Origin of the sequence: Nioella aestuarii, assembly GCF_050896395.1 — a bacterium.
Classification (GTDB): Bacteria; Pseudomonadota; Alphaproteobacteria; order Rhodobacterales; family Rhodobacteraceae; genus Nioella; species Nioella aestuarii.
Map to the genome: position 1 here is coordinate 251522 of NZ_JBPBBA010000001.1, position 24449 is coordinate 275970.

Consider the following 24449-nt stretch of genomic DNA (forward strand, 5'->3'; position numbering starts at 1 on the left):
CCTCCTTGATCTGATTGAATTGGGGGGCTTCAGGATCAGATCCGGGATGGGGGGCCACGCCCCTGCCCTCCTTGCACGGTCGTCTCATGCACGAGCAGCGTAAAGGGCCGCGCATAAAGCAGCGCCATGCGCCATTCGGGCGCGTCCAGAGGTTGCAGCCCGGTCAGCGCCAGTGCGCCGATGGTGCAGTCAGGGCACGCATGTGTCACCTGCATCGGTTCGCCATCGGGACCGATCGGAACGATCTGCTGCTCGGCGTCGATACAGAGAATCATCGAGCCCGTCATCGACATGCCCCCGCGCGCCACGGCCATGCTGACGGAGGTCATGGCAAGTACCAGACCAAGCAGCACAGCGGTTGCGGGATTCAGCAGACGGTTCATACCGCCTAAATAGGCATGAGGCGCGCCCTGCGCAAAGCGCAAAAAGGACGCGGCCCCCGAGCAAACGCCGGAGGCCGCAAAATCGTGCCGAAAGGATCGGGGAAGATCAGGCTTCTGCCTGTGCTTTCGCGATTTCTTTCTTGATTTTCAGTGCTTTGGACGAAAGTTCTTCGTCTTTTGCTTTGGCAAGGAATGCATCCAAACCACCGCGGTGGTCGACAGAGCGGAGCGCCGCTGCCGAAATCCGCAGTTTGAAGCTGCGATCAAGCGCCTCGGACCCGAGGGTCACGTCGTTCAGGTTCGGAAGAAACCGACGCTTGGTCTTGTTGTTGGCGTGGCTGACATTGTTGCCAGACATGGGGCCTTTTCCGGTCAATTCGCAGACGCGCGACATGTGCTTATCCTCGGTCTCAGAAACGGACAAGGGCGCTGAGCCGGTCAGCGCCCCTACAAATCTGGCGGGTGGATACGGCGCTGTACCGGCAGTGTCAAGCGATTCATCCCCGCTCGGGATGACTTTCCCTGTTTCTCGTCATAGCCTGCCGCCATGGTGAAGGAAACCGATCTTTACGCGCCGGTGAAGTCCTTTCTGGAGGGACAGGGCTACGAGGTGAAATCAGAGGTGGGTGCCGCTGATGTGGTGGCCCTCCGCGCGGGCGAAGACCCGGTGATTGTTGAGCTGAAAACCCGCTTTTCGCTGGCCCTGTTTCATCAGGGCGTGGCGCGGCTGGCATTGGCCGATCTGGTGTATCTTGCAGTTCCGCGAGGCGCCGGGCGCGGATTTCAGAAGGCGTTAAAGGAAAATGTGAGCCTCTGTCGCCGCCTCGGGCTTGGCCTGCTGACGGTTCGATTGCGCGACGGGTTTGTCGAGGCGCATTGCGATCCGGGGCCATATGCGCCGCGCATCTCCAAACCGAAACGCCAACGTCTGTTGCGAGAGTTTTCGCGCCGGGTGGGCGACCCGAACAATGGCGGGGCAACGCGGGTGGGGCTTGTCACGGCCTATCGGCAGGACGCCCTGCGCTGTGCGGCCCATTTGGCAGAGCAGGGCCCGTCACGGGGGCGCGATGTGAAAGACGCCACCGGGGTGGACCGAGCCACAACGCTGATGCGGGACGATCACTACGGATGGTTCGAGAAAGTGGACAAGGGCGTCTACACCCTGACCCCGAAAGGGATCGAGGGCTTGCAGCGCTATGGTGCGCCAGAACCTGCACAGCCAAAGGCCGACACTCAAAGCACCGCCTGACAACCGATTTGGGTTTTCCCTTCGGCTGTGTCTCGTGTCATATCGCTGAAACACTCCGCCGAGGTGGCAGGTAATGTCTTTCACTGTTCTTCTGGCGGTTCTGGGCGCGGCATTGCTGCACGCCGGCTGGAACGCCATCATCAAGACGGGTCTGTCCAAACAGACCTCGATGTTCCTGCTTTCGGTGGGACATGCGGCCATTGGCTTTTGCGTTGCCCTGACCAAGCCATTCCCAGAGGCCGAGGTTTGGCCGTGGCTGCTGGCATCCGGTCTGATCCACATGGCCTATCAGCTGTTTCTGGCCTTCGCCTATGAACAGGGCGACCTCAGCCGTGTCTACCCGCTGGCACGAGGGGCAGCACCGATGATGGTGCTGGTGGTCAGCGTTCTGTTCCTGTCCGATCCGATGGGGGTGATGGATTATGTCGGCGTGCTGGTTCTGGGTCTTGGCATCGCCTTCATGGCGCGGGGCGTTTTCACCAATGGAGAGTCGCGTCGGCTGCTGCCTTTCGCTTTCGGCTCGGCCATGGCGACGGCGGGCTATACACTTGCCGACGGGCTAGGCGCGCGGGTGGCGGGCGACCCGCTGCAATATGTGGGCTGGCTTATGATGATGTCGGCGCTGTTCTATACACCAGCCGCGATTGCGCTGCGCGGGGCAGAGGTGATCAGGGCCAGCGCACGAGACTGGGTCATGGGCATGATTGCGGCAGCGGCGAGCTTTGCGGCCTATGTGATTGCGGTCTGGGCCATGACAGTCGCGCCGCTGGCCCTTGTCGCAGCGCTCAGGGAAACATCAATCCTATTTGCCGTCTTGCTTGGCTGGCTGCTATTCGGCGACAAGATGGACCGTGGCAAGATCGTTGCGGCGGTGCTGATCGTGTCAGGCGTCATTCTCACCCGGCTCTGACCAGCGCAGGACTGCATCGCCTGCCGATAAGTCCCCTTTGGCACGGTCAAAACGCAGATAGGCGATGGCCCGACCACCTGACTGCGTAAAGAGTGTGCCAGCCGGTTTGTCGCCCGCCATGATCGGCGTGCCAACCGGGGCGGTCCCGTCAATGTCGACCGTGACCAGCCCCTTGCGCAGGGTGGTCTTGTGCTTCATCCGCGCAGTGACCTCCTGCCCCACATAACAGCCTTTGCGGTGATCGACCCCGTGCAGCCGGTCATAGCCGGCTTCAAGGATATAGCTGTCATCCGGGATAAGCTCGACACCGGTTTCAGGGATGCAATGCGCGACCCGGATCGCGTCCCAGTCGATGGTTGGATCACCGCCCTCCACCCCGTAGGCCCGCCAGCCAAGCGCCGGATGACGGGGGTCGGGGAGTGCCCCTGCGGGCGCGTCACCAATCCCGCGAGCGACCGGCAGCCCGCTTTCCTCGATCACCACGTCAGCGCGCAGCTTGTACATGGAAAGCCGCCGGAACAGCCCAGGTGCCAGATCGCTTGCTACGTCGAGCAGGATGTCTTCACCCCTGTCGAGAAGAAAGAAATCCACCAGAAACTTGCCCTGCGGGCTGAGCAACGCGGAATAAACCAAAGCGCCGGGTTTGGCATCATTGGTCACCAGCCCATGCAAGAAGTGGCTGGCGTCCGTGCCAGCAATCCTCAGAACGGTGCGGTTCTCTGCGATTTCCCCGGTCATCCACGTTTCCTTTCGCGCCTTTCCCGTCATATAGGACGGGTGAGTGTCCTGAACCATGGGCTTTTCCAAATGCCTGCACCGCTGTCCATCGTCATCCCGACCCTGAACGCCGCACCGCTTCTGGCTGCCAGCACTGCCTCGCTGATGGAAGGGGTCGAGATGGGGCTGGTGAGGGAGCTGGTCCTGTCGGACGGCGGCTCTACCGATGAAACCGCAAAAGCCGCGAAGGAACTGGGCGCGGTCTGGGTCAGCGGCCCCGCCAGCCGGGGCGGGCAGCTGGCGCGCGGAGCAAAGGCCGCATCGGCCCCTTGGTTGCTGTTTCTGCACGCGGATACGTGGCTTGCACCGGGATGGGCAGAGGTTGCCCTGACCCATATGAACGCCAGCCCTGACATGGCCGCAACGTTTCGCTTGGCCTTTCGCAGCGAAGCAGGGGCCGCACGGCGCGTGGCGGCCTGGGCAAATTGGCGGACGCGGATGCTTGGCTTGCCATACGGGGACCAGGGATTGCTGATCTCGCATGAGCTTTACGATCAGGTTGGCGGCCACCCCGATCAGCCCCTGATGGAAGACGTGGCGTTGGCAAAAGCACTGAAAGGGCGGCTTGCGGTTTTGCCGGTGGAGGCCCGAACCTCTGCCATCCGCTACGAGACAGAGGGTTGGATAAAACGCGGGGGGCGGAACCTCTTCACCCTGTTGCGATACCGCATGGGAGCCGATCCCGCGCAGCTTGCCAAACGCTATCACAGCAGCAATTGACCCCGCCTGCGCAGGCCGCTACCGCTTGCACATACCCTGCAGAAAGGACCAGCCATGAGCCTCGCCAACGGTCGTCATTATCTTGCCATACCCGGCCCGTCGGTCATGCCCGACCGGGTTTTGCAGGCGATGCACCGGCCCGCACCGAACATCTATACCGGGCCGCTTGTGGAGATGACGGAAACCATCGTTGCGGATCTCAAAAAGGTGGCACGTACCACCCATGACGTGGCGATCTATATCGCCAATGGCCATGGCGCGTGGGAAGCGGCGCTTAGCAACACAATGTCACGAGGCGATACCATTTTGATCCTGGGAACCGGGCGGTTCTGTCAGGGTTGGGGGGAAATGGCACGCGGCCTGGGGATTGAAACGAACGTTATCGACTTTGGCTTTCGCGCCGGCGTTGATCTGGACCGCGTGGCCGAGGTGCTGCGCGCCGATACTGGCCACAAGATCAAGGCCGTTCTGGCGGTTCAGGTCGACACCGCCTCATCCGTGAAGAACGACATCCCCGGCCTGCGCCGCGTTCTGGACGAGACCGGGCATCCCGCCCTTCTGTTTTCCGACAATATCGCCTGTCTGGCTGTGGATGAATTCCACATGGACGATTGGGGTGTCGATGTAATGGTGGCGGGCTGCCAGAAAGGGCTGATGGTGCCGCCGGGGGTGGCCTTCGTCTTTTTCAACGACAAGGCGGATGCAGCTCGCGAAGCCGCCAATTGCGTGACGCCCTATTGGGACTGGCGTCCTCGCGCCAATCCGGCGCTTTACTATCAGCACTTTTGCGGCACCGCGCCCACCCATCATCTGTTCGGCCTGCGCGAAGCGCTTGATATGATCCTGAAAGAAGAGGGCCTGGAAGCGGTCTGGCATCGTCACAAAGTGCTGGCACAGGCAGTCTGGGCCGCGTTCGAGGCCTGGGGTCAGGGCAGTGAGATAGAGCTGAACATTGCAAAGGCCGAAGCCCGATCACACGCGGTGACAACGGTTCGGATGGGTGGCGTGGCAGGCACGCGCCTTCGCCACTGGCTGGAGCATCAGGCGGGGATCACGCTTGGCATTCCGCTTGGCGCGCCAGAAGAAGACGCCAATGGTATCTTTCGCATCGGCCACATGGGGCATGTGAATGCGCATATGATCTTAGGTGTATTAGGCTCGATCCAGGCGGGGATGATCTCGCTCGGCATTCCGCACGGGCCGGGCGGACTGGATGCAGCGGCCGCAGTCATCGCCAGGGAATAGAAGAATTTTCAGAAAAAATTCTTCTCCAACCCAAAATTCTTCAAGAAGAATTTTCCTAGCCCCGGGCCTCTGCCAAAGCTTCGGGAAGGGCTTCTGCAAAGGCCGCCAAATCCTCGTCGCGGCCACAGGAGACGCGGATGCAGCGATCCTGCGGGGGGGTGAACGGCATACGAACGAAGATTCCGCGCGATACCAGTCCTTGCAGTACGGAGCGTGCAAAATCCCCGTCACGGCCACAATCAATGGTCACGAAATTGGTCGCTGATGGCAGCGGCGTCAGCCCATTATCCCGCGCGATCTGGCCGATTTTTTCACGCGCATCCGCGATCCGTTTCACCGTTTCGCGCAAGTAGTCCTGATCGGCGAGTGCCGCCAATGCAGCAGCCTGCGACACGCGGCTCATGCCGAAGTGGTTGCGGATCTTGTTGAACGACGTGATCAGCCCGGCCTCGGCAATCGCATAGCCAACGCGCATGCCCGCCAGCCCGTAGGCTTTTGAGAAGGTGCGCATCCGGATCACGCGGATGTCCGCCACATCAAGCGGTGGAACTGCATCTGCCGGGGCACTGTCACAATAGGCCTCATCCAGCACCAGCAGGCAGCCCTCTGGTACCGAACTGATCAGGTGCTGCACCGTGGCCGCATCATGCCAGCTACCCATCGGGTTATCGGGATTGGCGAAATAGATCAGCTTGGCACGGGCTGCATGCGCTTTGGCGATCAGCGACAGAGGATCTTCATGGTCGCCACCATAGGGCACCTTGTGCAGCTCACCGCCGAACCCGGCCACATGGTAGTTGAACGTCGGGTAGGCCCCGTCCGAGGTCACCACCGCATCGCCCGGCTTGATCAGCAGCCGCACCAGATAGCCAAGCAGGCCGTCGATCCCCTCGCCCACAACGATATTTTCCATGCCCACCCCGTGATGGGATGCAAGCGCTGCGCGCAGATCGTAGGATTCTGGATCACCATACATCCACGCCTCATTCGCGGCCTCGGCGATAGCGGCCTTGGCCTTGGGTGATGGGCCGAAAACGCTTTCATTGGCCCCAAGCCGCGCGCGGAAAGCTTCACCGCGGGCCCGTTCCTGGGTTTCGGGGCCCACAAAGGGGACGGAAGCGGGAAGGCTCTGGACGAGCGAGGTGTAGCGTGGACCGGTCATGGCAAAAGAAGAACCCAAAAGCGAAGCGACGCGCAAGGGTTTCCCGCGCGCCGCTGGTTATCCTTAAAGGCCAAGCTGTTAACCAATCTCTGCCAGACGGGCAAGCGCGTCCTTGATCTTGGCCTCTTCCTCTTCCCGCGCGGCAAGGTTGTCGCGTGTTTCCTCGACCACTTCTGCCGGGGCGCTTTCGGCGAATTTGGGGTTGTTCAGTCGCCCGCGCAGGCCGCCAAGTTCCTTGGCCAGCTTGCCAAGCACCTTTTCCAGCCGCGCCTTTTCCTCGTCCACGTCGATGATATCGGCAATCGGTAGTCCGAAGACCGCACCCTCGACGGCGATGGTGACAGCGCCCTTGGGCAGCGCATCGACCGCTTGCACGCCAACCACGCGGGCCAGCCGCAGGATCATCGCCTCGTTTCGATCCCACGCCGCCTGGCCCTTGTCGTCCAGCTCTGCCTGCAAGAGCGGCACTTTCAGACCGGCAGGCACATGCATCTGGGCGCGCACCGACCGGATCGCCTCGATCAGGCCGATGACCCAGGTCATTTCGCGGTCGGCGTCTGCGTCGATCAGGTCTTCGCCATAAGCGGGCCAATCGGTGTGGACCAGCATCTTTTCGCGGTCCGCGATCTGGCCCCACAGCTCTTCAGTGACGAAGGGCATGGTAGGGTGCAGCAGGATCAGGCATTGATCGATGACCCAGGCCATGGTGGCACGGGTTTCTGCGATGACCGCTTCGTCACCGGAGGCGAAAAGCGGCTTGGCAAACTCCAGATACCAGTCGCAGACCTGACCCCAGACAGAGGCATAAAGCCCGTTGGCTGCATCGTTAAACCGGTAAGCATCAAGCGCCGCGTCATGGGCCACGCGCGCGCGGGCAATCTCGCCCACGATCCAGCGGTTGACGGTCTGGGTGACGCCTGCGGGGTCGAAGCCCGGCACCGGCTTGCACTCGTTCATCTCGGCAAAACGGGCGGCGTTCCAGATCTTGGTGGCGAAGTTGCGGTAGCCTGCAATCCGCTGCGTGGAAAGCTTCAGGTCGCGGCCCATAGCAGCCATGGAGGCGAGCGTAAAGCGCACCGCGTCGGCGCCGTATTCGTCAATGAGCTCCAGCGGGTCCAGCACGTTGCCCAGGGACTTGGACATCTTCTTGCCCTTCTCGTCGCGGACGAGCGCATGGACATAGACCGTGTGGAACGGGGCCTGATCGACCACGGCAAGTTGCATCATCATCATCCGGGCAACCCAGAAGAAGATGATGTCGAAGCCGGTGATCAGCGTCGAGGTCGGGAAATACTTGGCGTAGGCCTCGGTCTCCTCGGGCCAGCTGAGCGTGCCGATGGGCCACAGACCGGAGGAGAACCAGGTGTCGAGAACGTCCTCGTCCCGGGTCAGCGCCTTGCCGCCCGACATGACAATCGCCTCGTCCTCGGTTGCGGCACAGTACTCATTGCCGTCCTCGTCATACCAAACCGGAATCTGATGACCCCACCAGAGTTGGCGCGAGATGCACCAGGGCTCGATATTCTCCAGCCAATGGTAGTAGGTCTTGGCGTCGCGTTCGGGCAGGATGCGGGTGTAGCCTGCGGTCTCGTCGAAGTTCCCGGCCTCCTGCGCGGCCATGCCCTGCCGGACGGCATCGAGCGCCGGTTCCACGATCTTGGCGGCATCCACGAACCACTGGTCGGTCAGGTAGGGCTCAATCGCCACTTTGGACCGGTCGCCATGGGGCACCATGTGCTTGTCTTCGTCGATCCCGTCGAGCCAGCCATTGTCGCGTGCCTCGGTCACGATGGCATCGCGCGCCTCATAACGGTCCATACCGTCATAACGCTCGATGGCCGCGCCGATCATGTCGGCCGGGCAGCCGCCTGCGAAATCGTCATTGCCGCGCAGGAACATCGCCGCGCGGGTTGTCATGACGTTGATCGCCTTCAGACCTGTGCGCTTGCCGACTTCCATGTCGTTGAAGTCATGGGCAGGCGTGATCTTGACCGCGCCGGTGCCCTTGTCGGGGTCGGCGTATTCGTCGGCCACGATGGGGATTGATCGGCCACAGATCGGCAGCGTCACGGTCTTGCCGATCAGGTGCGCATAGCGCCGATCCTCGGGGTGGACGGCCACGCCAGTATCGCCCAGCATCGTTTCGGGGCGGGTGGTGGCGACGGTCAGGTAATCGCGGGTTTCCCAGTCGGTCGGGTTGCCTTCCTCGTCGAACTCGATCGGATGTTCATAGGTCTCACCGCCATCGAGCTTGTAGCGCAGGCGCCACATCTTGCCGTTCACTTCGACCTGCTCCACCTCCAGGTCGGAAATCGCGGTCTCGAAATGCGGATCCCAGTTCACCAGCCGCTTGCCGCGATAGATGAAGCCCTTGTTGTACATCTCCACGAAGACCTTGATCACCGCGTCGTGGAAATTGGGGCCGTTGCCGGCCTCGGGGTCGCCTTTGGCGCCGCCCATAGTAAAGGCCTCACGCGACCAGTCGCAGGAGGCACCAAGGCGTTTCAGCTGACCGATGATGGTGCCGCGCGATTTGACCTTCTGTTGCCAGACGCGATCCAAAAACGCCTCGCGCCCCATCTCGCGGCGGGTGGGTTCGCCCTTTGCCGCCATCTCGCGTTCCGTCACCATCTGTGTGGCGATGCCCGCATGGTCGGTGCCGGGCTGCCAGAGCGTGTCGAACCCCCGCATCCGGTGCCAGCGCACCAGGATATCCTGAAGCGTGTTGTTGAAGGCATGGCCCATATGCAGGCTGCCCGTCACGTTCGGCGGCGGGATCATGATGCAGAACGTGTCGTCCCGGCTGGCATTGGCACCAGCGGCGAAGGCGTTTGTCTCTTCCCATTTCGCGGAAATCCGCGGCTCGGCCTCGGTGGCGTTAAAGGTCTTTTCCATGCGCCCGATGTCCCATGTCTGTTGTCAGCGCTTGGCTTACCTGCTTCGCGCAGAAAGGCCAAGGGCGCGGGATCGGGAAATGGGGTGTTTTCGCGTGGGCTGGACAGTGGCCAAGGGGTTGTTACCTATGGGGATGAGGCAAAGCAGCGGAGCATGCGATGAAATTCGGAAGCAGCCAGTCGGTCACAAGGCAGGAAGATCAAAGGTTCCTCACCGGGCATGGGCGGTACGTCGACGATATCGTGCCCGAAGGCGCGCTGCATTGCTACCTGCTGCGCAGCCCGGTCGCCCATGCTGAGATTGCCGAAATGGACGTATCCGAGGCGCGGACCGCCCCCGGAGTACATCTGGTGGTCACAGCCGCTGATCTGGTGGCGGCAGGGCTGGCCAATTCCATCCCTTTCACGGTCATCGACACAGAAGACGGCGGCAAGGCCGCTGCTCCTCGCCGCCCCATTCTGGCGGAAGGCCGGGTACGGTTTGTGGGCGAACCTGTGGTCTTCATCGTGGCCGAGACCATGGCCGCAGCGAAGGATGCGGCGGAGCTTGTGGTGCTGGATTTCGACGAGCTGGAACCGAAGCTGGGTGTCGCCATTGGCGGGCCGGAGATCCACCCCGAAGCACCGGGGAACCTGTGCTATTCGTGGGGCGCGGGCGACAAGGACGCAGCCGACAAGGCGCTTTCTGAGGCGGCACATGTGGTCAAGGTCACGGTCGAGGACAACCGGATCATGTGCGCCAGCATGGAACCCCGCGCGATCACTGCCGAAATGCAGGGCGACCGGCTGCATGTGTGTGAGAATGGGCAGGGCGTCTGGACCAAGAAGGCCGAGATTTCCGCATGGTTGGGGATGGCCCCCGATGAAGTACTGGTGACCACACCCGACGTGGGCGGTGCCTTCGGCATGAAGACCATGCGTTACCCGGAACATTTCCTGCTGTCTTTCGCGGCGCGGGAACTGCAACGTCCCGTGCGCTGGATGGCCGACCGGACGGAATCCATGCTGTCGGACAATGGCGGGCGCGACCTGACCTGCACGGCAGAGCTGGCGTTCGACACGGACTACAAGCTGACAGGCTACCGCCTGCACACGGTCTCGAATGTCGGGGCTTATGTGTCGGGATTCGCGCAGATCATCCAGAGCCGCCTGTTTTCCCACGTCTTTCCCGGCGTCTATGACGTGCAGGCGGCCTATATGAACAACAAGGCGGTGTTCACCAACACCACGCAGGTCGACGCCTATCGCGGGGCCGGACGGCCAGAGGCGATCTATGTGCTGGAACGCGCCATGGATCATGCGGCGCGGGTGTTGGGTATGGACCCGATGGATCTGCGCCGCCGCTCCTTCATCAAACCGGGCCAGATGCCCTACAAGACAGCGGCTGGCGAGCTCTACGATTCCGGTGATTTCGCGCGGGCGATGGACCGGGCCGCGCGAGAAGCCGACTGCACCGGCTTTGCCACTCGCCGGGCCGCAAGTGCCGCACAGGGCAAGCTGCGCGGTCAGGGGCTGTGCTATTACATCGAGGCCATTCTGGGCCAGCCGATGGAAACCGCGAAGATCGAGCTGACCGGCACGGGGGCAAAGGTCTATGTCGGCACACAGTCCGCAGGACAGGGGCACGAAACCGTGTACAAGCAACTGCTGCGCGACCGGTTGGGACTGGAACTGGACCAGATCGAGATCGTGCAGGGCGACAGTGATCAGATCGTGAAGGGCGGCGGCACGGGCGGATCGCGGTCCGTCACCGTGCAGGGCTCTGCCATCTACGCGACCTCTGACGTGCTGCTGGATGGGCTTTTGCCCTTCGCGGAAGAAGTGATCGGCGCCGAGGGCGCGCGGTTCGACCCTGAGGAAGCTGTGTTTCGCGCGCCGGGGTCCAACACGGTCGTGGGGCTCATGGAACTGGCGGAACGCGCCGAGGCAGAGGGGCACGCCAACTTGCTGGTGGCCGAAAAGGAAATCCGCAATGCGGGCCGTTCTTTCCCCAATGGCTGCCACATCGCGGAGGTGGAGATCGACCCCGAAACCGGTTTGTTAACCATCGAGCGCTACACTGTGACCGACGATCTGGGCAACATGATGAACCCGATGCTGGTCGAGGGCCAGATACACGGCGGCATTGCGCAAGGGGCAGGTCAGGCGATGAACGAACGCGTGGTCTTTGACGAAAACGGCCAGCTTCTTACCGCCACGTTCATGGATTACGGGATGCCGCGCGCGGGCGATTTTCCGTTCTTCGATTTCCACTCGGAACCGACAGATACGGATACCAACATGCTCGGCATGAAAGGCTGTGGCGAGGCGGGGACCATCGGCGCGATGGCAGCCGTTGCCAACGCAGTGCAGGATGCGCTTTGGCCCTTGGGCGTCAGGGTTGCGGATATGCCGTTCACACCGCATCGTGTCTGGCAGATGATCGAGGAGGCGAAGGGGAGCAGTGGCACCGATCAGGGGTAAATGGTCTTTCTGGCGCGGCTTCAAGAACCCGGAACCGCGCCTGCCGGAGGTCCGGCCGACTTGCACTCATGTGGTTCTGCTCGATGGCACTATGTCCACGCTGCGCCGGGGCCATGAGACAAATATTGGCCTGACCTACCGCCTTCTGTCCGAGCTGAACGCCTCTGCCAATGTGATGCTGTACTACGAACCGGGCATACAGTGGCGCGGCGTAAAGCGATCGGTCGAGGTGCTGGCCGGAATCGGCATCAACCGCCAGATCAAACGCGCCTATCTGTTTCTGGCCCGCAACTATCGCCCGGGCGACCGGGTGGTCTTGATGGGATATTCTCGCGGGGCCTTCGCCGTACGATCATTGGCGGGGCTGATCGACAAGCTGGGGCTGCTGAGGCCCGCACAGATCAGTGAAGAGACGCTGGACCGGCTTTATGGCCTGTATCAGGAAGCCCCCGACAGTGCGCAGGCCAAAGCGTTTCGCGCGGCCCGTTGTCACGATCGGGTCGGGATTGACTTGGTGGGCGTCTACGACACGGTCCGCGCCCTCGGGCTGCGCTGGCCGCTTCTGTGGCGGCTTGCCCCGCAGGCGCATGAGTTTCACAGCCACGAACTTGGGGCCTCCACCCGTCATGGGCGTCATGCCTTGGCAATGGATGAAACCCGCGATGTCTATGCGCCTGTCCTGTGGGACCTGCCCGAGGGACGGGATGGCGATATCGTGCAGATGTGGTTTCGCGGCACCCATGGCGATGTGGGCGGTCAGCTTGGCGACTGGAACGCGGCGCGGCCCTTGTCGAATATTCCGCTGGTCTGGATGCTGGGAGAGGCAGAAGCCTGCGGGCTGCCGCTGCCCCCCCATTGGAGAAGCCGCTTCCTGACGGATGCAGCCGCTCCGTCGGTCGGAACCATGCGCGGCTGGAGCCGGATTTTCGTACTGAGGCATAAGCGGCGGATCGGTTTGGACCGGTCGGAACGGATCCACCCGACCGCCCTGCCCGCCGCAAGACAGGCCGGGTTGCCGGTGATGTCGGACGGGGCCTTGCGGGTCAGCTAGGGCGTTTCGCCGCCTTCGGCGTCGATCCGGGAACGGCCGAACTCAGACCCCTTTGGGGCCTTCGTCCGTCCGTGCGGGGGGACGCCCCCCCTGCTCCCCCCGACCCGAACCGCAAGATCACACCCATCACGGTTTGCGCGGTTTGGCGCGGAGCGTCGGATCGGCCTGGGCGGGGTCTTCCGGCCAGGGATGCCGGGGGTATCGGGCCCGCATATCCTTGCGCACATCGGCGTAGCTGCCTGACCAGAAGCCGGGAAGATCGGTTGTTGTCTGAACGGGACGGCCTGCAGGGGACAGCAATGTCATCCTCAGGGGTTGGCGATCTTGCCCGATCGTGGGGTGGGTCGTGGTCCCAAAGACCTCTTGCAGACGCAGGGCGACTTCTGGCGTCTCACCCGAATAGTCAATGGCGGCCTTGCGTCCCATAGGCGTAACCCAATTGGCAGGCGCAAGGCGGTCCAGCTCTTGCTGCTGTCCCCAATCGACAAGGGTTTTCAGCGCCTCGGTCGGGTCAAATCGCTTGAGATCAGCGGCGCTCGTTTGGGTCGTCAGAAACGGCGCGAGCCATTTTTCCAAACTTTCCAGAAGGGCCGCATCCGAGACGTCCACCAACCCCGACGCCCGCAACCGAGCCCGCAGCAACCGGGCCGATTTGGTCCAGTCGAGCACCTCTAGCCCCAGATCGCGCACCCCCGCAAGCAAGGCGGTTATCATGGCCTCTGGCGGGGCATCCGCCCAGATCCGGTCTTGCAGGGTCAGCGCGCCGAACCGCTGCTCTTCCCGCGCCATCACCCGCCGATCCCGGCGCGACCAGTCGCAACGCCGCACCCAGTGAATGCGGTCGGTGTAAAGCCCCCGAAGGTCGCTTTCACTTAAGGCCACCGCCTGGCGGATGCGCGCCTCTCTCGGGTTGCCATCCAGATCCGTGGCGACGATCAGGCGCTGGCCTGCCAGCCCGTCGCCTTCAGGCATCACGGCCCCCTTACCACCGGACAGGACAAAACGGGGTGCATCCCCCTTGCGGCGCAACCCGATCCTGTCGGGATAGGCAAGTGCCGCCTGTTCCGCGAGGCTATGGCTTGGCCCCTTGGCGAAACGGGCCAGCCGCCTGGCCTCTTCCTTGATGCGGGCCACGGCGCCACGGTCTGCATTCATCTCTCCGGGGTTGTCCAGCGCGCGTAACCGCAGCGACAGGTCAGTGCCCCGACCACGCAAAGGATCGCGCTCCGACAAAAGCGCAGCCAACCGCTCTGCCCCCTTTCCGCCCAAGGCCAGCATATGCGCAAGCCGAGGGTGCAGCGGCATCCGGGACAACGCCTTGCCGTGATCGGTTACATGGCCTGCATCGTCCAACGCCCCGAGCCCCTGCAACAGGGCCTGTGCCTCTGACAGGGCACCCGCGGGTGGTGGGGTCAGGAACGCAAGGTCTTGGCCGTCCCCAGCGCCCCAAAGCGCAAGGTCAAGTGCCAGTGACGCAAGGTCGGCGGCCTCAATCTCGGCCGGGGGAAAGGCGGGCAGGGCCCCCTCGCCGCCCCTGGTCCAGTTGCGGTAGCAGATGCCTTCCGCCACCCGGCCCGCGCGTCCCCGGCGTTGATCGGCCTCGGCCCGGGACACGGGCTCTGTCACCAGCCGGGACATGCCAGATGATGGATCGAACCGCGCGCGTCGGGCACGGCCCCCGTCCACCACGACCCGGATATCGGGGATGGTCAGCGAGGTTTCGGCAATCGACGTCGCCAGCACCAGCTTGTGCAGACCCTTGGCCTCGGGGCTCAGGGCAGCGCGCTGTGCGGAAAGGGGCATGGCCCCAAAAAGCTGATGAAGGACAACGTTGCCCGGCAGGCCATCCAGCAGGGCAGCGGTACGGCGGATTTCGCCTTCACCGGGCAGAAAGGCCAAGATGCCCCCCACTGAGTCGGCAAGGGCCTGCCGGATCAGGGTGGCCATGGACTGTTCAAACCGCTCTTCCCTGCGCGGCGGCGCATCGCGCCAACGGGTTTCGACCGGAAAGGCTTTGCCTTCTGACGTGATCACCGGCGCACTGTCCAGCAGGGCGGAAACCGGCGCTGCATCCAGTGTGGCCGACATCACCAGCAGCAGCAGGTCCTCTCGAAGCGCACCACGCACTTCCCATGTCAGGGCCAGCCCCAGATCCGCATTGAGAGAGCGTTCGTGAAATTCGTCAAAGATCACCGCACCGATGCCCGGCAATTCAGGGTTGTCCTGCAACATTCGGGTCAGGATGCCTTCTGTCACCACCTCTACCCGCGTCTCAGCGCCCACCTTGCTGTCACCGCGCACCCGGTAGCCGATGGTCTGACCGGGCTGTTCACCCAAGGTCTCGGCCATGCGTTCCGCCGCGGCCCGGGCAGCAAGCCTGCGGGGTTCCAGCATCAGGATGCGGCCAGGTGAAATCCCGGCCTTGAGCAGCGCCAGCGGCACGCGGGTGGTCTTTCCCGCGCCCGGAGGGGCCTGCAAAACGGCACGACCGTGACTGCGCAGGGCGGCCACAAGATCTGGCAGGATGGGGTCAATCGGCAGGCGGGTCACTTGGCTGGGGTCCGTCCAGGGGCTGATCGTCATGTCGGGCCATAAAGGGCGGCACGAACGGCCCGCGTCAACCGCTGCCTGTGAATGTTATAACGACGCGCCGGGTAGACAAGCCTGCATCCGGCGGGGCAAACAACGTCTGGCGCTTCACCGAACCGTTGCAGGAAACGATGCCCGATGACTGACACCCGCCTGCCCGCTGATCTTTCCGACCGCATCCTTGCCGGGGAACGCAGGGCGCTGGCTCGCGCGGTGACGCTGGTTGAAAGCACACGGGCCGATCATCGGGCGCAGGCGACGGCCTTGCTGGAAACCTTGCAGGGCCACGGGCGGCAGGCGTTGCGGATCGGGCTGTCTGGCACGCCCGGCGTTGGCAAATCCACTTTCACCGAAAGCTTCGGCATGATGCTGGTGGAACAGGGGTTGAAAGTTGCCGTTCTGGCCGTCGACCCCAGTTCGACCCGGTCCGGCGGATCCATCCTTGGTGACAAGACCCGGATGGAGCAACTCAGCCGTCAGAAGAACGCCTTTATCCGTCCCTCGCCATCGCTGTCCCATCTGGGCGGCGTGTCGCGCCGCACAAGAGAGGCCGTGGCACTGTGCGAGGCTGCCGGTTTTGACGTGATCATTGTGGAGACCGTGGGCGTCGGCCAGTCCGAAACAATGGTGGCCGAAATGTGCGACCTGTTCGTTCTGCTGTTGGCCCCGGCTGGCGGCGACGAATTGCAGGGTGTCAAACGTGGCATCATGGAGATTGCCGACCTTATTCTGGTCAACAAGGCCGATGGCGATCTGAAGGCCACAGCCACGCGGACCTGTGCCGACTATGCCGGGGCGCTGAGGCTGCTGCGCAAACGCGCGCGCGACCCGCAGGATTTCCCAAAGGCGCTGACAGTCTCAGCGGTGGAGGGCGACGGGTTGGAACGGGCATGGGACGAGATGCAGGCGCTGGCCGACTGGCGCAAGGAGCATGGCGTCTGGCAGGAACGGCGGGCGGAACAGGCGCGTCACTGGTTCGAGCAGGAGGTGCGGTCAGGACTTCTTGCGCGTTTGACGGGCGACCCGGCGATGCGGGCGCGCATGGCAGAGCTCGGGGCAGCGGTAGCAAAGGGTGAGACATCGCCCGATGCAGCGGCGGCAGAGGTTCTGTCCGGGCTGCCGAAATAGCCGGCTACGCCCCCTTCTCAGGAGGGGCCGGGAACGGCAGCACATCCAGGACCGGCGCGGGTTCCGGCACCGGAATACGAATCCGTCGCAAGCCAAGACGCGGATGCATCCGCCCGGCCAGCATCCAGGCCGCCAGCAGCGCCCCGCCGGACAGCGCAAAGATGGATGATAGTGGCGCGGCCAGCAGCAACAGCCACGCAGCACCAGGTGTCAAAATGCCCGATACATCGCGGAAGCTGGAATAGACGGCTGACATCTCGGTCCGTTCCGAGGGTTTGACCGCCATTAGGAAGGGCAAGCCCCCGCAGACATCGAGCAGGATCAGGAAGAACGACACCGAGGCCAACGCCACCACCGCCGCCACCGGCCAGTCCGCCAGTGCAAAGGCTGCGACAGACAGGGCGCCTGCCCCGAGGAACCCGGTGCGTACTGACTGGCGCACAGACCGGCCCTGCATCCAGCGCAGCATCAGTGGCGTTATGAAAAGCAAGCCGTTGGTCATCGACAGCATGATGCCGCCCAGTTGCTCACTCAGCCCCGCATCGACCGCGAAGATCGGCAGGTAGACCACATAAACCCACCAGCCACAGGACCGGATAACGGCAAAAAGCCAGCCCGCCACAAGCCGTGGCTGCGCGGCGAAACGGCCAAGATAGGCCAGAGGGTTCGTGGCGGGCCGCTTGGCCTTCTGGATCAGTTTGCCATTCCCAAGGCGCAGGTAAAGGAATGTCCCCAACATCCCAAGGATCGCAACACCCGAGATCAGAAAAGGCGCGGGGTACCACCATTCCATAAGGTAAACGCCCGCGACTGGACCGATCGTCCAGCCCGCCGCGCTGTAGAACATGCGCAGGGTCTCGCTGCGCCCCAGCTCCACCCGTTCGATATAGTCCAGCACATAGGCGTTGAAACAGACAAAGAGCGTGGCTACAGCCACCGTTGTCAGACCGAGTGTCACGACGATGAGGTCGGGCGCGGCGGCTCCGATCACTGCCCCGACAAGGAAAGTCAGCGCCGCCCCGGAGTAGAGCCAGCGGCGCGGGACAAACCGGTTGAGCCAAGGGACCAGAAACCCCGCAACCATCGACAGCAGCCCGACGATGAAATAGGCCTCCGAGACCGATTTCGCGCTGCCCAGGGTCTCCAGCATCGCCAGCGGCATGACCGAAATCAGGATGCCGCGCGCCACCGCTTCGCATCCCGCGAGCGTGGCAAACCCCTTGACGCCCGGCGCAGGAGCGTGGCGCAGCCATTCAGGTATTCGGCGTTCGTGCATGGGGGCTCAGAGTCTGAAATACCCTTCGACCCTAGGCAGCCAGCCGCCCCTGTCTTGCCCGCGCGCGACCTAGGAAAGGTCGTTGCCGCGCCTCCGGTTGATCAGTAGCACAATACCTTGGTGGCCTCGTCGGCAAGACCGACCAGCACATCTGGCATGGCGAATTCCGCCGGGTGCCCCTCCAGCAGGCTCGCGTCATAGCCCCGTGCTTTCGCAGACATGCCCGACAGGTAGAGCCTCCCGCCATGGGCCTCGATCTCGGCAATGTGGTCCTTGAGTTTTCCGGTACCCTGCCCTTCCAGGGTCTCGATCACCTCTGGGTCCAGCAACCGCACCCCATCTCCAGCCAAGAATAGCCGAACATCATGACCGGCCTTCAGCGCCGTAGCCGCGACAAGGCAGCCAAGCGTGGCTTTGGTGGGGTTTTCCGGACCAGTGTGGATATGAATAAGGAAATCGGACATTGGCATGGCTCCTTTCGGCTGTTCCGAGCCGAAGGATAGCACGAAACCGGAAAGGCCTTAAAAAACGGTCATATGAGAAGCGACGCCGCGCCTTCCAGCTTGAGAAGTGCCACCTTGGTCTCGATTCCACCCGCCCCGGAAAAGCCGCCAAGCCCGGTAGAGGACAGAACCCGGTGGCAAGGAATAAGGATCGGGATGGGGTTGGCCCCGCAGGCCTGCCCGATGGCTTGTGCAGAGACGCCGAGCTCAGCGGCCAGATCGCCATAGGTTCGGGTTTCGCCAAAGGGAATGGCGCAAAGCGCTCGGTAGAACTGTTGCTGAAACTCTGATCCACGCGGGGCAAGCGGCAGGGTGAAACTCGTCCGGTTTCCCGCAAAATAGGCGGCCAGTTCCCTAGCCGCCTGTCTCATCAGATCAGTGTCTGGCGTGGCATCTTCGTCCCGCCATTCCAAGCCGGTGATGGCCCCATCCTTCTCGGTCAGGGTCAGGCGACCCACGGGGCTATCAACACAGGCGATCATTCGGCGGCGTCGAGCTTGTCCTGGGTGCGCAGATCGAAGTCCGAGGCGTCATGACGTTCATGCAGCTGCATTGCCGGATCGCCCGCCGTGCGGTTAACCATCCGGCCCCGCTTGACCGCCGGACGGGCGTAGATCCGCTCGGCCCATTCGACGACATTGGTGTAGCTTTCCACGTCCAGGAACTCACCCGCACCGTACTGCCAGCCCTTCACAAGGCCACCGTACCATGGCCAGATCGCCATATCGGCGATGGAGTATTCACCGCCGGCCATCCATTCGTGATCCGCGAGATGGCGGTCCAATACGTCCAGCTGACGCTTCACCTCCATCGCAAAGCGGTTGATCGGGTATTCCCATTTTTCCGGCGCATAGGCGTAGAAATGGCCGAACCCGCCACCCAGATAAGGCGCGCTGCCCATCTGCCAGAACAACCAGTTCAGCGTTTCGGTCCGCGCCGGGCCAGAGGCAGGCAGGAACGCCCCGAATTTCTCGGCCAGATGCATCAGGATCGAGCCGGACTCGAACACGCGCACGGGTTCGGAACCTGACCGGTCCACCAGCGCCGGAATCTTGGAGTTGGGGTTCACATCCACGAAGCCCGAGCCGAACTGGTCGCCCTTGCCAATGCTGATCAGCCAGGCGTCGTATTCGGCGTCATGGCCAGCGGCCAGAAGCTCTTCGAACATCACGGTGACTTTCACCCCATTGGGTGTGCCCTGAGAATAAAGCTGGAAGGGATGCTGACCGACGGGCAATTCCTTGTCATGGGTCGCACCGGCAATAGGCCGGTTGATAGAGGCGAAGGTGCCGCCGCTTTCCTTTACCCAGGTCCAGACCTTGGGGGGCTCATAGGGTTTGGGGTCGGTCATGAAGCTGTCCTGTCTTGGCTGAGTCGCGCTGTCGTCAACCAAAGATAGGATGTGGCCGAGGTATGTGAAAGGCGTGGGAGACCCTGCGAAAACGCACATGTCCCTTGCGCTGAGCACCGCCGGTTTGCGCGGCCCTGCCCCACGCCCATTGCCAGCGCGCACCAACTGCCGGATGATCCTCGAAAAACACGGGCAGGAGGCTGCGATGCAAACGCTCAGGACTATTGCGATCACGACCTTTCTTTTGACGGGGCTAACCGGATGTTCCGACACGCTGCGAACTCAGGCAGCCGGTGTCATGCAACTGGCCGATGGAACCGAATGGGTGCTGACGGGCGACAGCCAAATGGATTTCGAACTGTCCAGCCTGACCCGCTTGTCGGGTGACGGGATCACCTGCGAGATGCCGATGGAGATGCGACTGGACCGGTCTGGCGCGGGCACGATGACCTGCCGGGACACGACCGGCGCAGAGATCTATTCCGAAGCGCAAGTCATCCCCGCCGGAATGTACGGCACATCCGTGCGCGGCACTTTTGTTGAATCTATACAGACGACACGCGGACCGGGCCGAATGGTCCTGGGCTGGGGAACCTTTGCGGACCCGGATTATTTGCGGACATTGCTCGACTGATCCGTCCACGAAAAAGGGCGCCCCTTTCTGGACGCCCTTTCCGAAAACCGTCAGCTTGCCTTAGCCGAGCGCCTCATCGCAGCGTTTGCAGGTAGCTGCATGGCTGTGGCTGCCCACATCGGGCAGGATCTTCCAGCAACGCTGGCACTTCTCTCCCTCGGCAGTTTCAAACACCACGCCGACGCCCTGGACCTCGGGCAGGCGGAACGCCTCTTGCGGCAGGGGGTCACCGGTCAGGCTGACATCCGAAGTGATCACGACATCTGCGAAGTCGATCGACCGAAGCGCCGCCAATGTGTCGGCATCGCGCACATGAACCACCGGGGCGGCTTCCAGCGAGGCACCGATCACCTTCTCTCGGCGCTGGATTTCCAGCGCGGCCGTGACCACCCGACGGGCACAGCGCACCTTGGCCCATTTCGCGGCCAGCGGCTCGTCCCGCCAATCGGCCGGAGTCTCGGGGAAATCCACCAGATGGACCGAGCTGTCATCACCCGGGAAGCGTTCCAGCCAGACCTCTTCCATCGTGAAAACCAGAATCGGCGCAAGCCAGGTGGTCAGCCGGTGGAACAGGATATCCAGCACCGTCCGCGCCGCACGGCGGTTCAGGGTGTCGCCATCGCAATAGAGCGCATCCTTGCGGATGTCGAAATAGAAGGCCGACAGATCCGTGGTGGCGAAGTTGAACAGCGCCTGGAACACGCCTTGGAAATCGAAGCTCGCATAGCCCGCGCGCACGGTGTGATCCAGTTCCGCCAAACGGTGCAGAACCCACCGTTCAAGCTCCGGCATATTGGCGGGGTCAACCCGGTCCGCTTCGCTGAAGTCCGCCAGCGACCCCAGCATGAAGCGCATCGTGTTGCGCAACCGGCGATAGCTGTCAGCGGTGCCTTTAAGGATCTCCGGCCCGATGCGCTGGTCGTTTGTGTAATCGGCCTGAGCCACCCAAAGGCGCAGAATGTCGGCCCCGTATTGCTTCACGACCGCCTCGGGCACGATGGTGTTGCCGAGCGACTTGGACATCTTCATGCCCTTTTCGTCCAGCGTAAAGCCATGCGTCACCACATTGCGATAGGGCGCGCGGCCAAGGGTTCCACAGGCCTGCAGCAGCGAGGAATGGAACCAGCCGCGATGCTGGTCGGTGCCTTCCATGTAGACATCGGCGATGCCATCAGCGGTGCCGTCTTCCCGGTCCCGCAGCACGAAAGCGTGGGTGGAGCCAGAGTCGAACCACACATCCAGCACATCGAAGACCTGATCGTAGTCGCCCGGATTCACGATGCCGCCCAGGAACCGCTCCTTCGCGCCGTCCATGTACCAGACGTCAGCCCCATCGGCTTCGAATGCCGCTGCGATGCGGGCGTTGACCTCTGCATTGCGCAGCAGGAAATCTGCGTCGGTCGGCAAGGCGCCTTTCTTGGTGAAGCAGGTCAGTGGCACACCCCAGGCCCGCTGACGGGACAGAACCCAGTCGGGCCGAGCCTCGATCATGGAATAAAGCCGGTTGCGCCCGGTCTGCGGGGTCCATTTCACAAGGCTGTCGATAGAAGTCAGGGCGCGTTCGCGGATCGTGGTGCCGTACTGGTCCTGCTCGTCGCCCACGGGCTTGTCGATGGCCGCAAACCATTGCGGCGTGTTGCGGAAGATGACCGGGGCTTTGGACCGCCAGCTATGAGGATAGCTGTGGGTCACGCGGCCACGGGCGATGATGCTGCCAGCCTCGACCAGTTTGTCGATCACGGCGGCGTTGGCCTTACCTTCCTTGCCCTTGCGATCAAAGACCTGAAGACCGGCGAAGAAGGGCACATGCGGCAGGAACTCGGATTCCTCACCCACGTTGTGGGTCATCCGGTCAAGCCAGTTGCGCTTCATGAAGCATTCATAGTCGTCGGCCCCGTGGGACGGCGCGGTATGGACGAAGCCCGTGCCCGCATCGTCGGTCACATGATCACCGTCGATCATCGGCACGTCGTAGTCCCAGAAGCCCTCTGCCCCATCGAAGCCGTGGAAGGGGTGCTGTAGCATCAGCGCACCAAGCTCATCCGCCGTCACGTCGCGCAAGCGGCGATACATGGACTCTTCGAGCCGCGACTTGGTCAGCACGTCGGCGGCCAGCTTGTCGGCCAACAGGTAGCGGTCACCGATCCGGCACCAGCATTCTTCGGGCCGGCCGGTGACTTCGTAAAGCCCGTAAGAGATCGCCGGATTGAAGGCCACGGCCTTGTTCGACGGGATCGTCCAGGGGGTCGTCGTCCAGATGACAGCCTTGGCGCCTTGAAGATCGCCCTGCCCGTTCGTGGACTTGAACGGCACCCAGATCGTGTGGCTCTTGTGGTCGTGATATTCGATCTCGGCTTCGGCCAGCGCGGTCTTTTCAACAGGGCTCCACATCACGGGTTTGGACCCCTGATAGAGCGTGCCGTTCATCAGGAACTTCATGAATTCCTCGGCGATGACCCGCTCGGCGTGATAGGCCATGGTCAGGTAGGGATCGGCCCAGTTGCCGGTGATGCCAAGGCGCTTGAATTCCTCGCGTTGGATATCGACCCAGCCTTCCGCGAATTTGCGGCATTCCTGCCGGAAGGCCACCACGTCCACGTCATCCTTGTTCAGCCCCTTGTTGCGGTACTGTTCCTCGATCTTCCATTCAATGGGCAGACCGTGGCAATCCCAGCCGGGGATGTAGCGGCTGTCATGTCCCATCATCTGATGCGACCGCACGATCATGTCCTTGATCGTCTTGTTCAGCGCGTGGCCGATATGCAGGTGGCCGTTGGCATAGGGGGGGCCGTCATGCAGCGTGAAGGGCGTGCGGCCCTCTTTTTCGCGCAGGCGATCATAGATGCCCATCTTCTCCCAACGTTCCAGCCATTCAGGCTCGCGCTTGGGAAGGCCCGCGCGCATCGGGAAATCGGTTTTGGGCAGGTTCAGTGTGTCTTTGTAGTCGAGCGATTGCTCAGGCGTGTCGGCGCACATGGATCGGCGTCCTCGTGATATTCGGTCGGGATGGGGTTATCAGGGCGGTGCGAAAAATCAAACACCTTGTCCCGGCGTCTCTTGGTCTCAGAGAGCCGGGCCAATAATTCGAATAATGATGCGCACGAATAGGCGGGTCATAACGCGCCTTATAGGCCTGCGGGCGGGGGTCGTCCAGAGGCCCGTGGCGCGACCAGATGGCCACTGGCGAACAGGGGGTTGCAGCCCCATCTTGGCGTCATGACGTCCACTCCGTTTGCCAAATTCGACATCACAAGACCAGAGATCGAGCGTGTCGTCGCCCGGTTCTATGCCGGTGTCCGCGCGCATCCGGTGCTTGGCCCGGTCTTTGCCGCCCATATCACCGACTGGCCCCCGCACGAGGCCAAGATCGCCCGGTTTTGGGCCAATGCGATTTTGGGCGAGCGCAGCTATGACGGCAACCCGATGGAGAAACATATTCAGGCGGGCAATGTGCGGCCGGGCATGTTCGAGCCATGGCTGAAGCTGTTCGACGCGACTCTATCGGCAGAACTTTCGCCGGATCAGGCCGCCAGTTGGTCGGCACTGGCGCACAGGATCGGGCGATCCCTGAGGGCGGGAGTGGTCGACCGGGACACCCTGCCCGGCGGCATCCCGAAACTGAGGTAACGCGGACCGGTCAGGCCGGGCGCGGGGAAGGATCTTGCAAGATCCTTTCAAGATTTTTCAAAAATCTTGCCCGCGCCGGGTGGAAAGGTCAGCCACAAGGCCCGCCCACCATACCGATCCCCCGCAGGATATGGATCACGCCGACGATATCTGCCCCGACGCAGACCGCGATATTGAGGTTGCGCGTATCCGCTGCCAAGGCCCTGACCCCCATCAGCCCCGATGACCCAGCCATCATGGCCAATACTCCGAAAAGCAGAGCGCCATAATTCATGTAGCTGCAGGTCTGAACCCCGTTGATCGAACTGGTTGAGAGCGTGGTGAAACTGATGACATACCCGAGGATCGCGAAGATCAGAGCTGCTTTGCTGGCCCCGGATAAACTTCTCCAACTCATTGCCTTCTCCTTAAATGATTGATCAAAACAGGCTCAGGTTGCGCCGCTTCCCGGGTTCGGTCAAGCATTGCGGGAGTGTTGACGCTGCGA

Annotated in this window: 21 protein-coding genes; 9 read left to right on the plus strand and 12 right to left on the minus strand. The window is 62.6% G+C overall.

Annotated features, from left to right (window positions below):
- Positions 1-35: 35 nt before the first annotated feature.
- Both ACROHD_RS01345 and rpmB read right to left on the minus strand, forming a co-directional pair.
- The gene (locus tag ACROHD_RS01345; RefSeq protein ID WP_432675471.1) at positions 36-383 is read right to left on the minus strand and encodes a hypothetical protein; all 348 of its coding nucleotides are present in this window, start codon (positions 381-383) and stop codon (positions 36-38) included.
- A gap of 106 nt (positions 384-489) precedes the next feature.
- A complete protein-coding gene (gene rpmB, locus ACROHD_RS01350; protein WP_432675472.1) occupies positions 490-777 on the minus strand; it encodes a 50S ribosomal protein L28 in 288 nt (95 codons plus the stop codon).
- Between the two features lie 153 nt (positions 778-930).
- Here rpmB and ACROHD_RS01355 point away from each other — a divergent pair, with 153 nt between their 5' ends.
- Both ACROHD_RS01355 and ACROHD_RS01360 read left to right on the plus strand, forming a co-directional pair.
- Positions 931-1632, plus strand: coding sequence for a DUF2161 domain-containing phosphodiesterase (locus ACROHD_RS01355; protein ID WP_432675473.1), 702 nt, complete (start codon positions 931-933; stop codon positions 1630-1632).
- A 73-nt stretch (positions 1633-1705) separates the two neighbouring features.
- Positions 1706-2542 carry an EamA family transporter gene (locus tag ACROHD_RS01360; protein WP_432675474.1) on the plus strand — a complete coding sequence of 279 codons (837 nt, stop codon included), beginning with the start codon at positions 1706-1708 and terminating at the stop codon, positions 2540-2542.
- Here ACROHD_RS01360 and ygfZ read toward each other — a convergent pair.
- Positions 2516-3280: a CAF17-like 4Fe-4S cluster assembly/insertion protein YgfZ gene (gene ygfZ, locus ACROHD_RS01365; protein WP_432675475.1), complete on the minus strand. Its 765-nt coding sequence runs from the start codon at positions 3278-3280 to the stop codon at positions 2516-2518. The two genes, ACROHD_RS01360 and ygfZ, sit on opposite strands and share 27 nt — an antisense overlap.
- Positions 3281-3349: 69 nt before the next feature.
- Here ygfZ and ACROHD_RS01370 point away from each other — a divergent pair, with 69 nt between their 5' ends.
- The gene (locus tag ACROHD_RS01370; protein WP_432675476.1) at positions 3350-4039 is read left to right on the plus strand and encodes a TIGR04283 family arsenosugar biosynthesis glycosyltransferase; all 690 of its coding nucleotides are present in this window, start codon (positions 3350-3352) and stop codon (positions 4037-4039) included.
- 54 nt (positions 4040-4093) lie between these two features.
- Complete coding sequence (locus ACROHD_RS01375) at positions 4094-5284, plus strand: pyridoxal-phosphate-dependent aminotransferase family protein (protein ID WP_432675477.1); 1191 nt, start codon at positions 4094-4096, stop codon at positions 5282-5284.
- Positions 5285-5339: 55 nt separating this feature from the next.
- Here ACROHD_RS01375 and ACROHD_RS01380 read toward each other — a convergent pair whose 3' ends face one another.
- The gene (locus ACROHD_RS01380) at positions 5340-6446 is read right to left on the minus strand and encodes a pyridoxal phosphate-dependent aminotransferase (protein ID WP_432675478.1); all 1107 of its coding nucleotides are present in this window, start codon (positions 6444-6446) and stop codon (positions 5340-5342) included.
- A 78-nt stretch (positions 6447-6524) separates the two neighbouring features.
- Entirely contained in the window at positions 6525-9341 is a 2817-nt protein-coding gene (locus ACROHD_RS01385) for a valine--tRNA ligase (protein ID WP_432675479.1), read from the minus strand.
- A 158-nt stretch (positions 9342-9499) separates the two neighbouring features.
- On the opposite strand from ACROHD_RS01385, the gene ACROHD_RS01390 reads away from it, so the two are divergent.
- A complete protein-coding gene (locus ACROHD_RS01390) occupies positions 9500-11803 on the plus strand; it encodes a xanthine dehydrogenase family protein molybdopterin-binding subunit (protein ID WP_432675480.1) in 2304 nt (767 codons plus the stop codon).
- Positions 11784-12854, plus strand: coding sequence for a T6SS phospholipase effector Tle1-like catalytic domain-containing protein (locus ACROHD_RS01395; protein ID WP_432675481.1), 1071 nt, complete (start codon positions 11784-11786; stop codon positions 12852-12854). Before ACROHD_RS01390 ends, ACROHD_RS01395 begins: the two co-directional genes overlap by 20 nt.
- Before the next feature lie 126 nt (positions 12855-12980).
- On the opposite strand, the gene hrpB is transcribed toward ACROHD_RS01395, so the two are convergent.
- A complete protein-coding gene (gene hrpB, locus ACROHD_RS01400) occupies positions 12981-15437 on the minus strand; it encodes an ATP-dependent helicase HrpB (protein ID WP_432675482.1) in 2457 nt (818 codons plus the stop codon).
- Between the two features lie 144 nt (positions 15438-15581).
- Here hrpB and meaB point away from each other — a divergent pair, with 144 nt between their 5' ends.
- Positions 15582-16571 (plus strand): methylmalonyl Co-A mutase-associated GTPase MeaB, encoded by a 990-nt coding sequence (meaB, locus tag ACROHD_RS01405; protein WP_432675483.1) that lies wholly within the window; start codon positions 15582-15584, stop codon positions 16569-16571.
- A gap of 4 nt (positions 16572-16575) precedes the next feature.
- Here meaB and ACROHD_RS01410 read toward each other — a convergent pair whose 3' ends face one another.
- From ACROHD_RS01410 to yghU, 4 genes are all read right to left on the minus strand, one after another.
- Positions 16576-17847 carry an MFS transporter gene (locus ACROHD_RS01410; RefSeq protein ID WP_432675484.1) on the minus strand — a complete coding sequence of 424 codons (1272 nt, stop codon included), beginning with the start codon at positions 17845-17847 and terminating at the stop codon, positions 16576-16578.
- A gap of 101 nt (positions 17848-17948) precedes the next feature.
- Positions 17949-18311 carry a DsrE family protein gene (locus ACROHD_RS01415; RefSeq protein ID WP_432675485.1) on the minus strand — a complete coding sequence of 121 codons (363 nt, stop codon included), beginning with the start codon at positions 18309-18311 and terminating at the stop codon, positions 17949-17951.
- Between the two features lie 68 nt (positions 18312-18379).
- Complete coding sequence (locus ACROHD_RS01420) at positions 18380-18832, minus strand: methylated-DNA--[protein]-cysteine S-methyltransferase (protein ID WP_432675486.1); 453 nt, start codon at positions 18830-18832, stop codon at positions 18380-18382.
- The gene (gene yghU, locus ACROHD_RS01425) at positions 18829-19701 is read right to left on the minus strand and encodes a glutathione-dependent disulfide-bond oxidoreductase (RefSeq protein WP_432675487.1); all 873 of its coding nucleotides are present in this window, start codon (positions 19699-19701) and stop codon (positions 18829-18831) included. Before yghU ends, ACROHD_RS01420 begins: the two co-directional genes overlap by 4 nt.
- A gap of 97 nt (positions 19702-19798) precedes the next feature.
- On the opposite strand from yghU, the gene ACROHD_RS01430 reads away from it, so the two are divergent.
- Positions 19799-20335, plus strand: a complete 537-nt coding sequence (locus ACROHD_RS01430; RefSeq protein WP_432675488.1) for a hypothetical protein — start codon at positions 19799-19801, stop codon at positions 20333-20335.
- A gap of 60 nt (positions 20336-20395) precedes the next feature.
- Here the strand turns inward: ACROHD_RS01430 and ileS are convergent, their stop codons facing one another.
- On the minus strand, positions 20396-23311 hold the full coding sequence (gene ileS / locus ACROHD_RS01435) for an isoleucine--tRNA ligase (protein WP_432675490.1): 2916 nt from the start codon (positions 23309-23311) through the stop codon (positions 20396-20398).
- Between the two features lie 240 nt (positions 23312-23551).
- On the opposite strand from ileS, the gene ACROHD_RS01440 reads away from it, so the two are divergent.
- Complete coding sequence (locus ACROHD_RS01440) at positions 23552-23962, plus strand: group III truncated hemoglobin (protein WP_432675491.1); 411 nt, start codon at positions 23552-23554, stop codon at positions 23960-23962.
- 88 nt (positions 23963-24050) lie between these two features.
- Here the strand turns inward: ACROHD_RS01440 and ACROHD_RS01445 are convergent, their stop codons facing one another.
- Complete coding sequence (locus ACROHD_RS01445) at positions 24051-24359, minus strand: hypothetical protein (RefSeq protein WP_432675492.1); 309 nt, start codon at positions 24357-24359, stop codon at positions 24051-24053.
- Between the last annotated feature and the right edge of the window lie 90 nt (positions 24360-24449).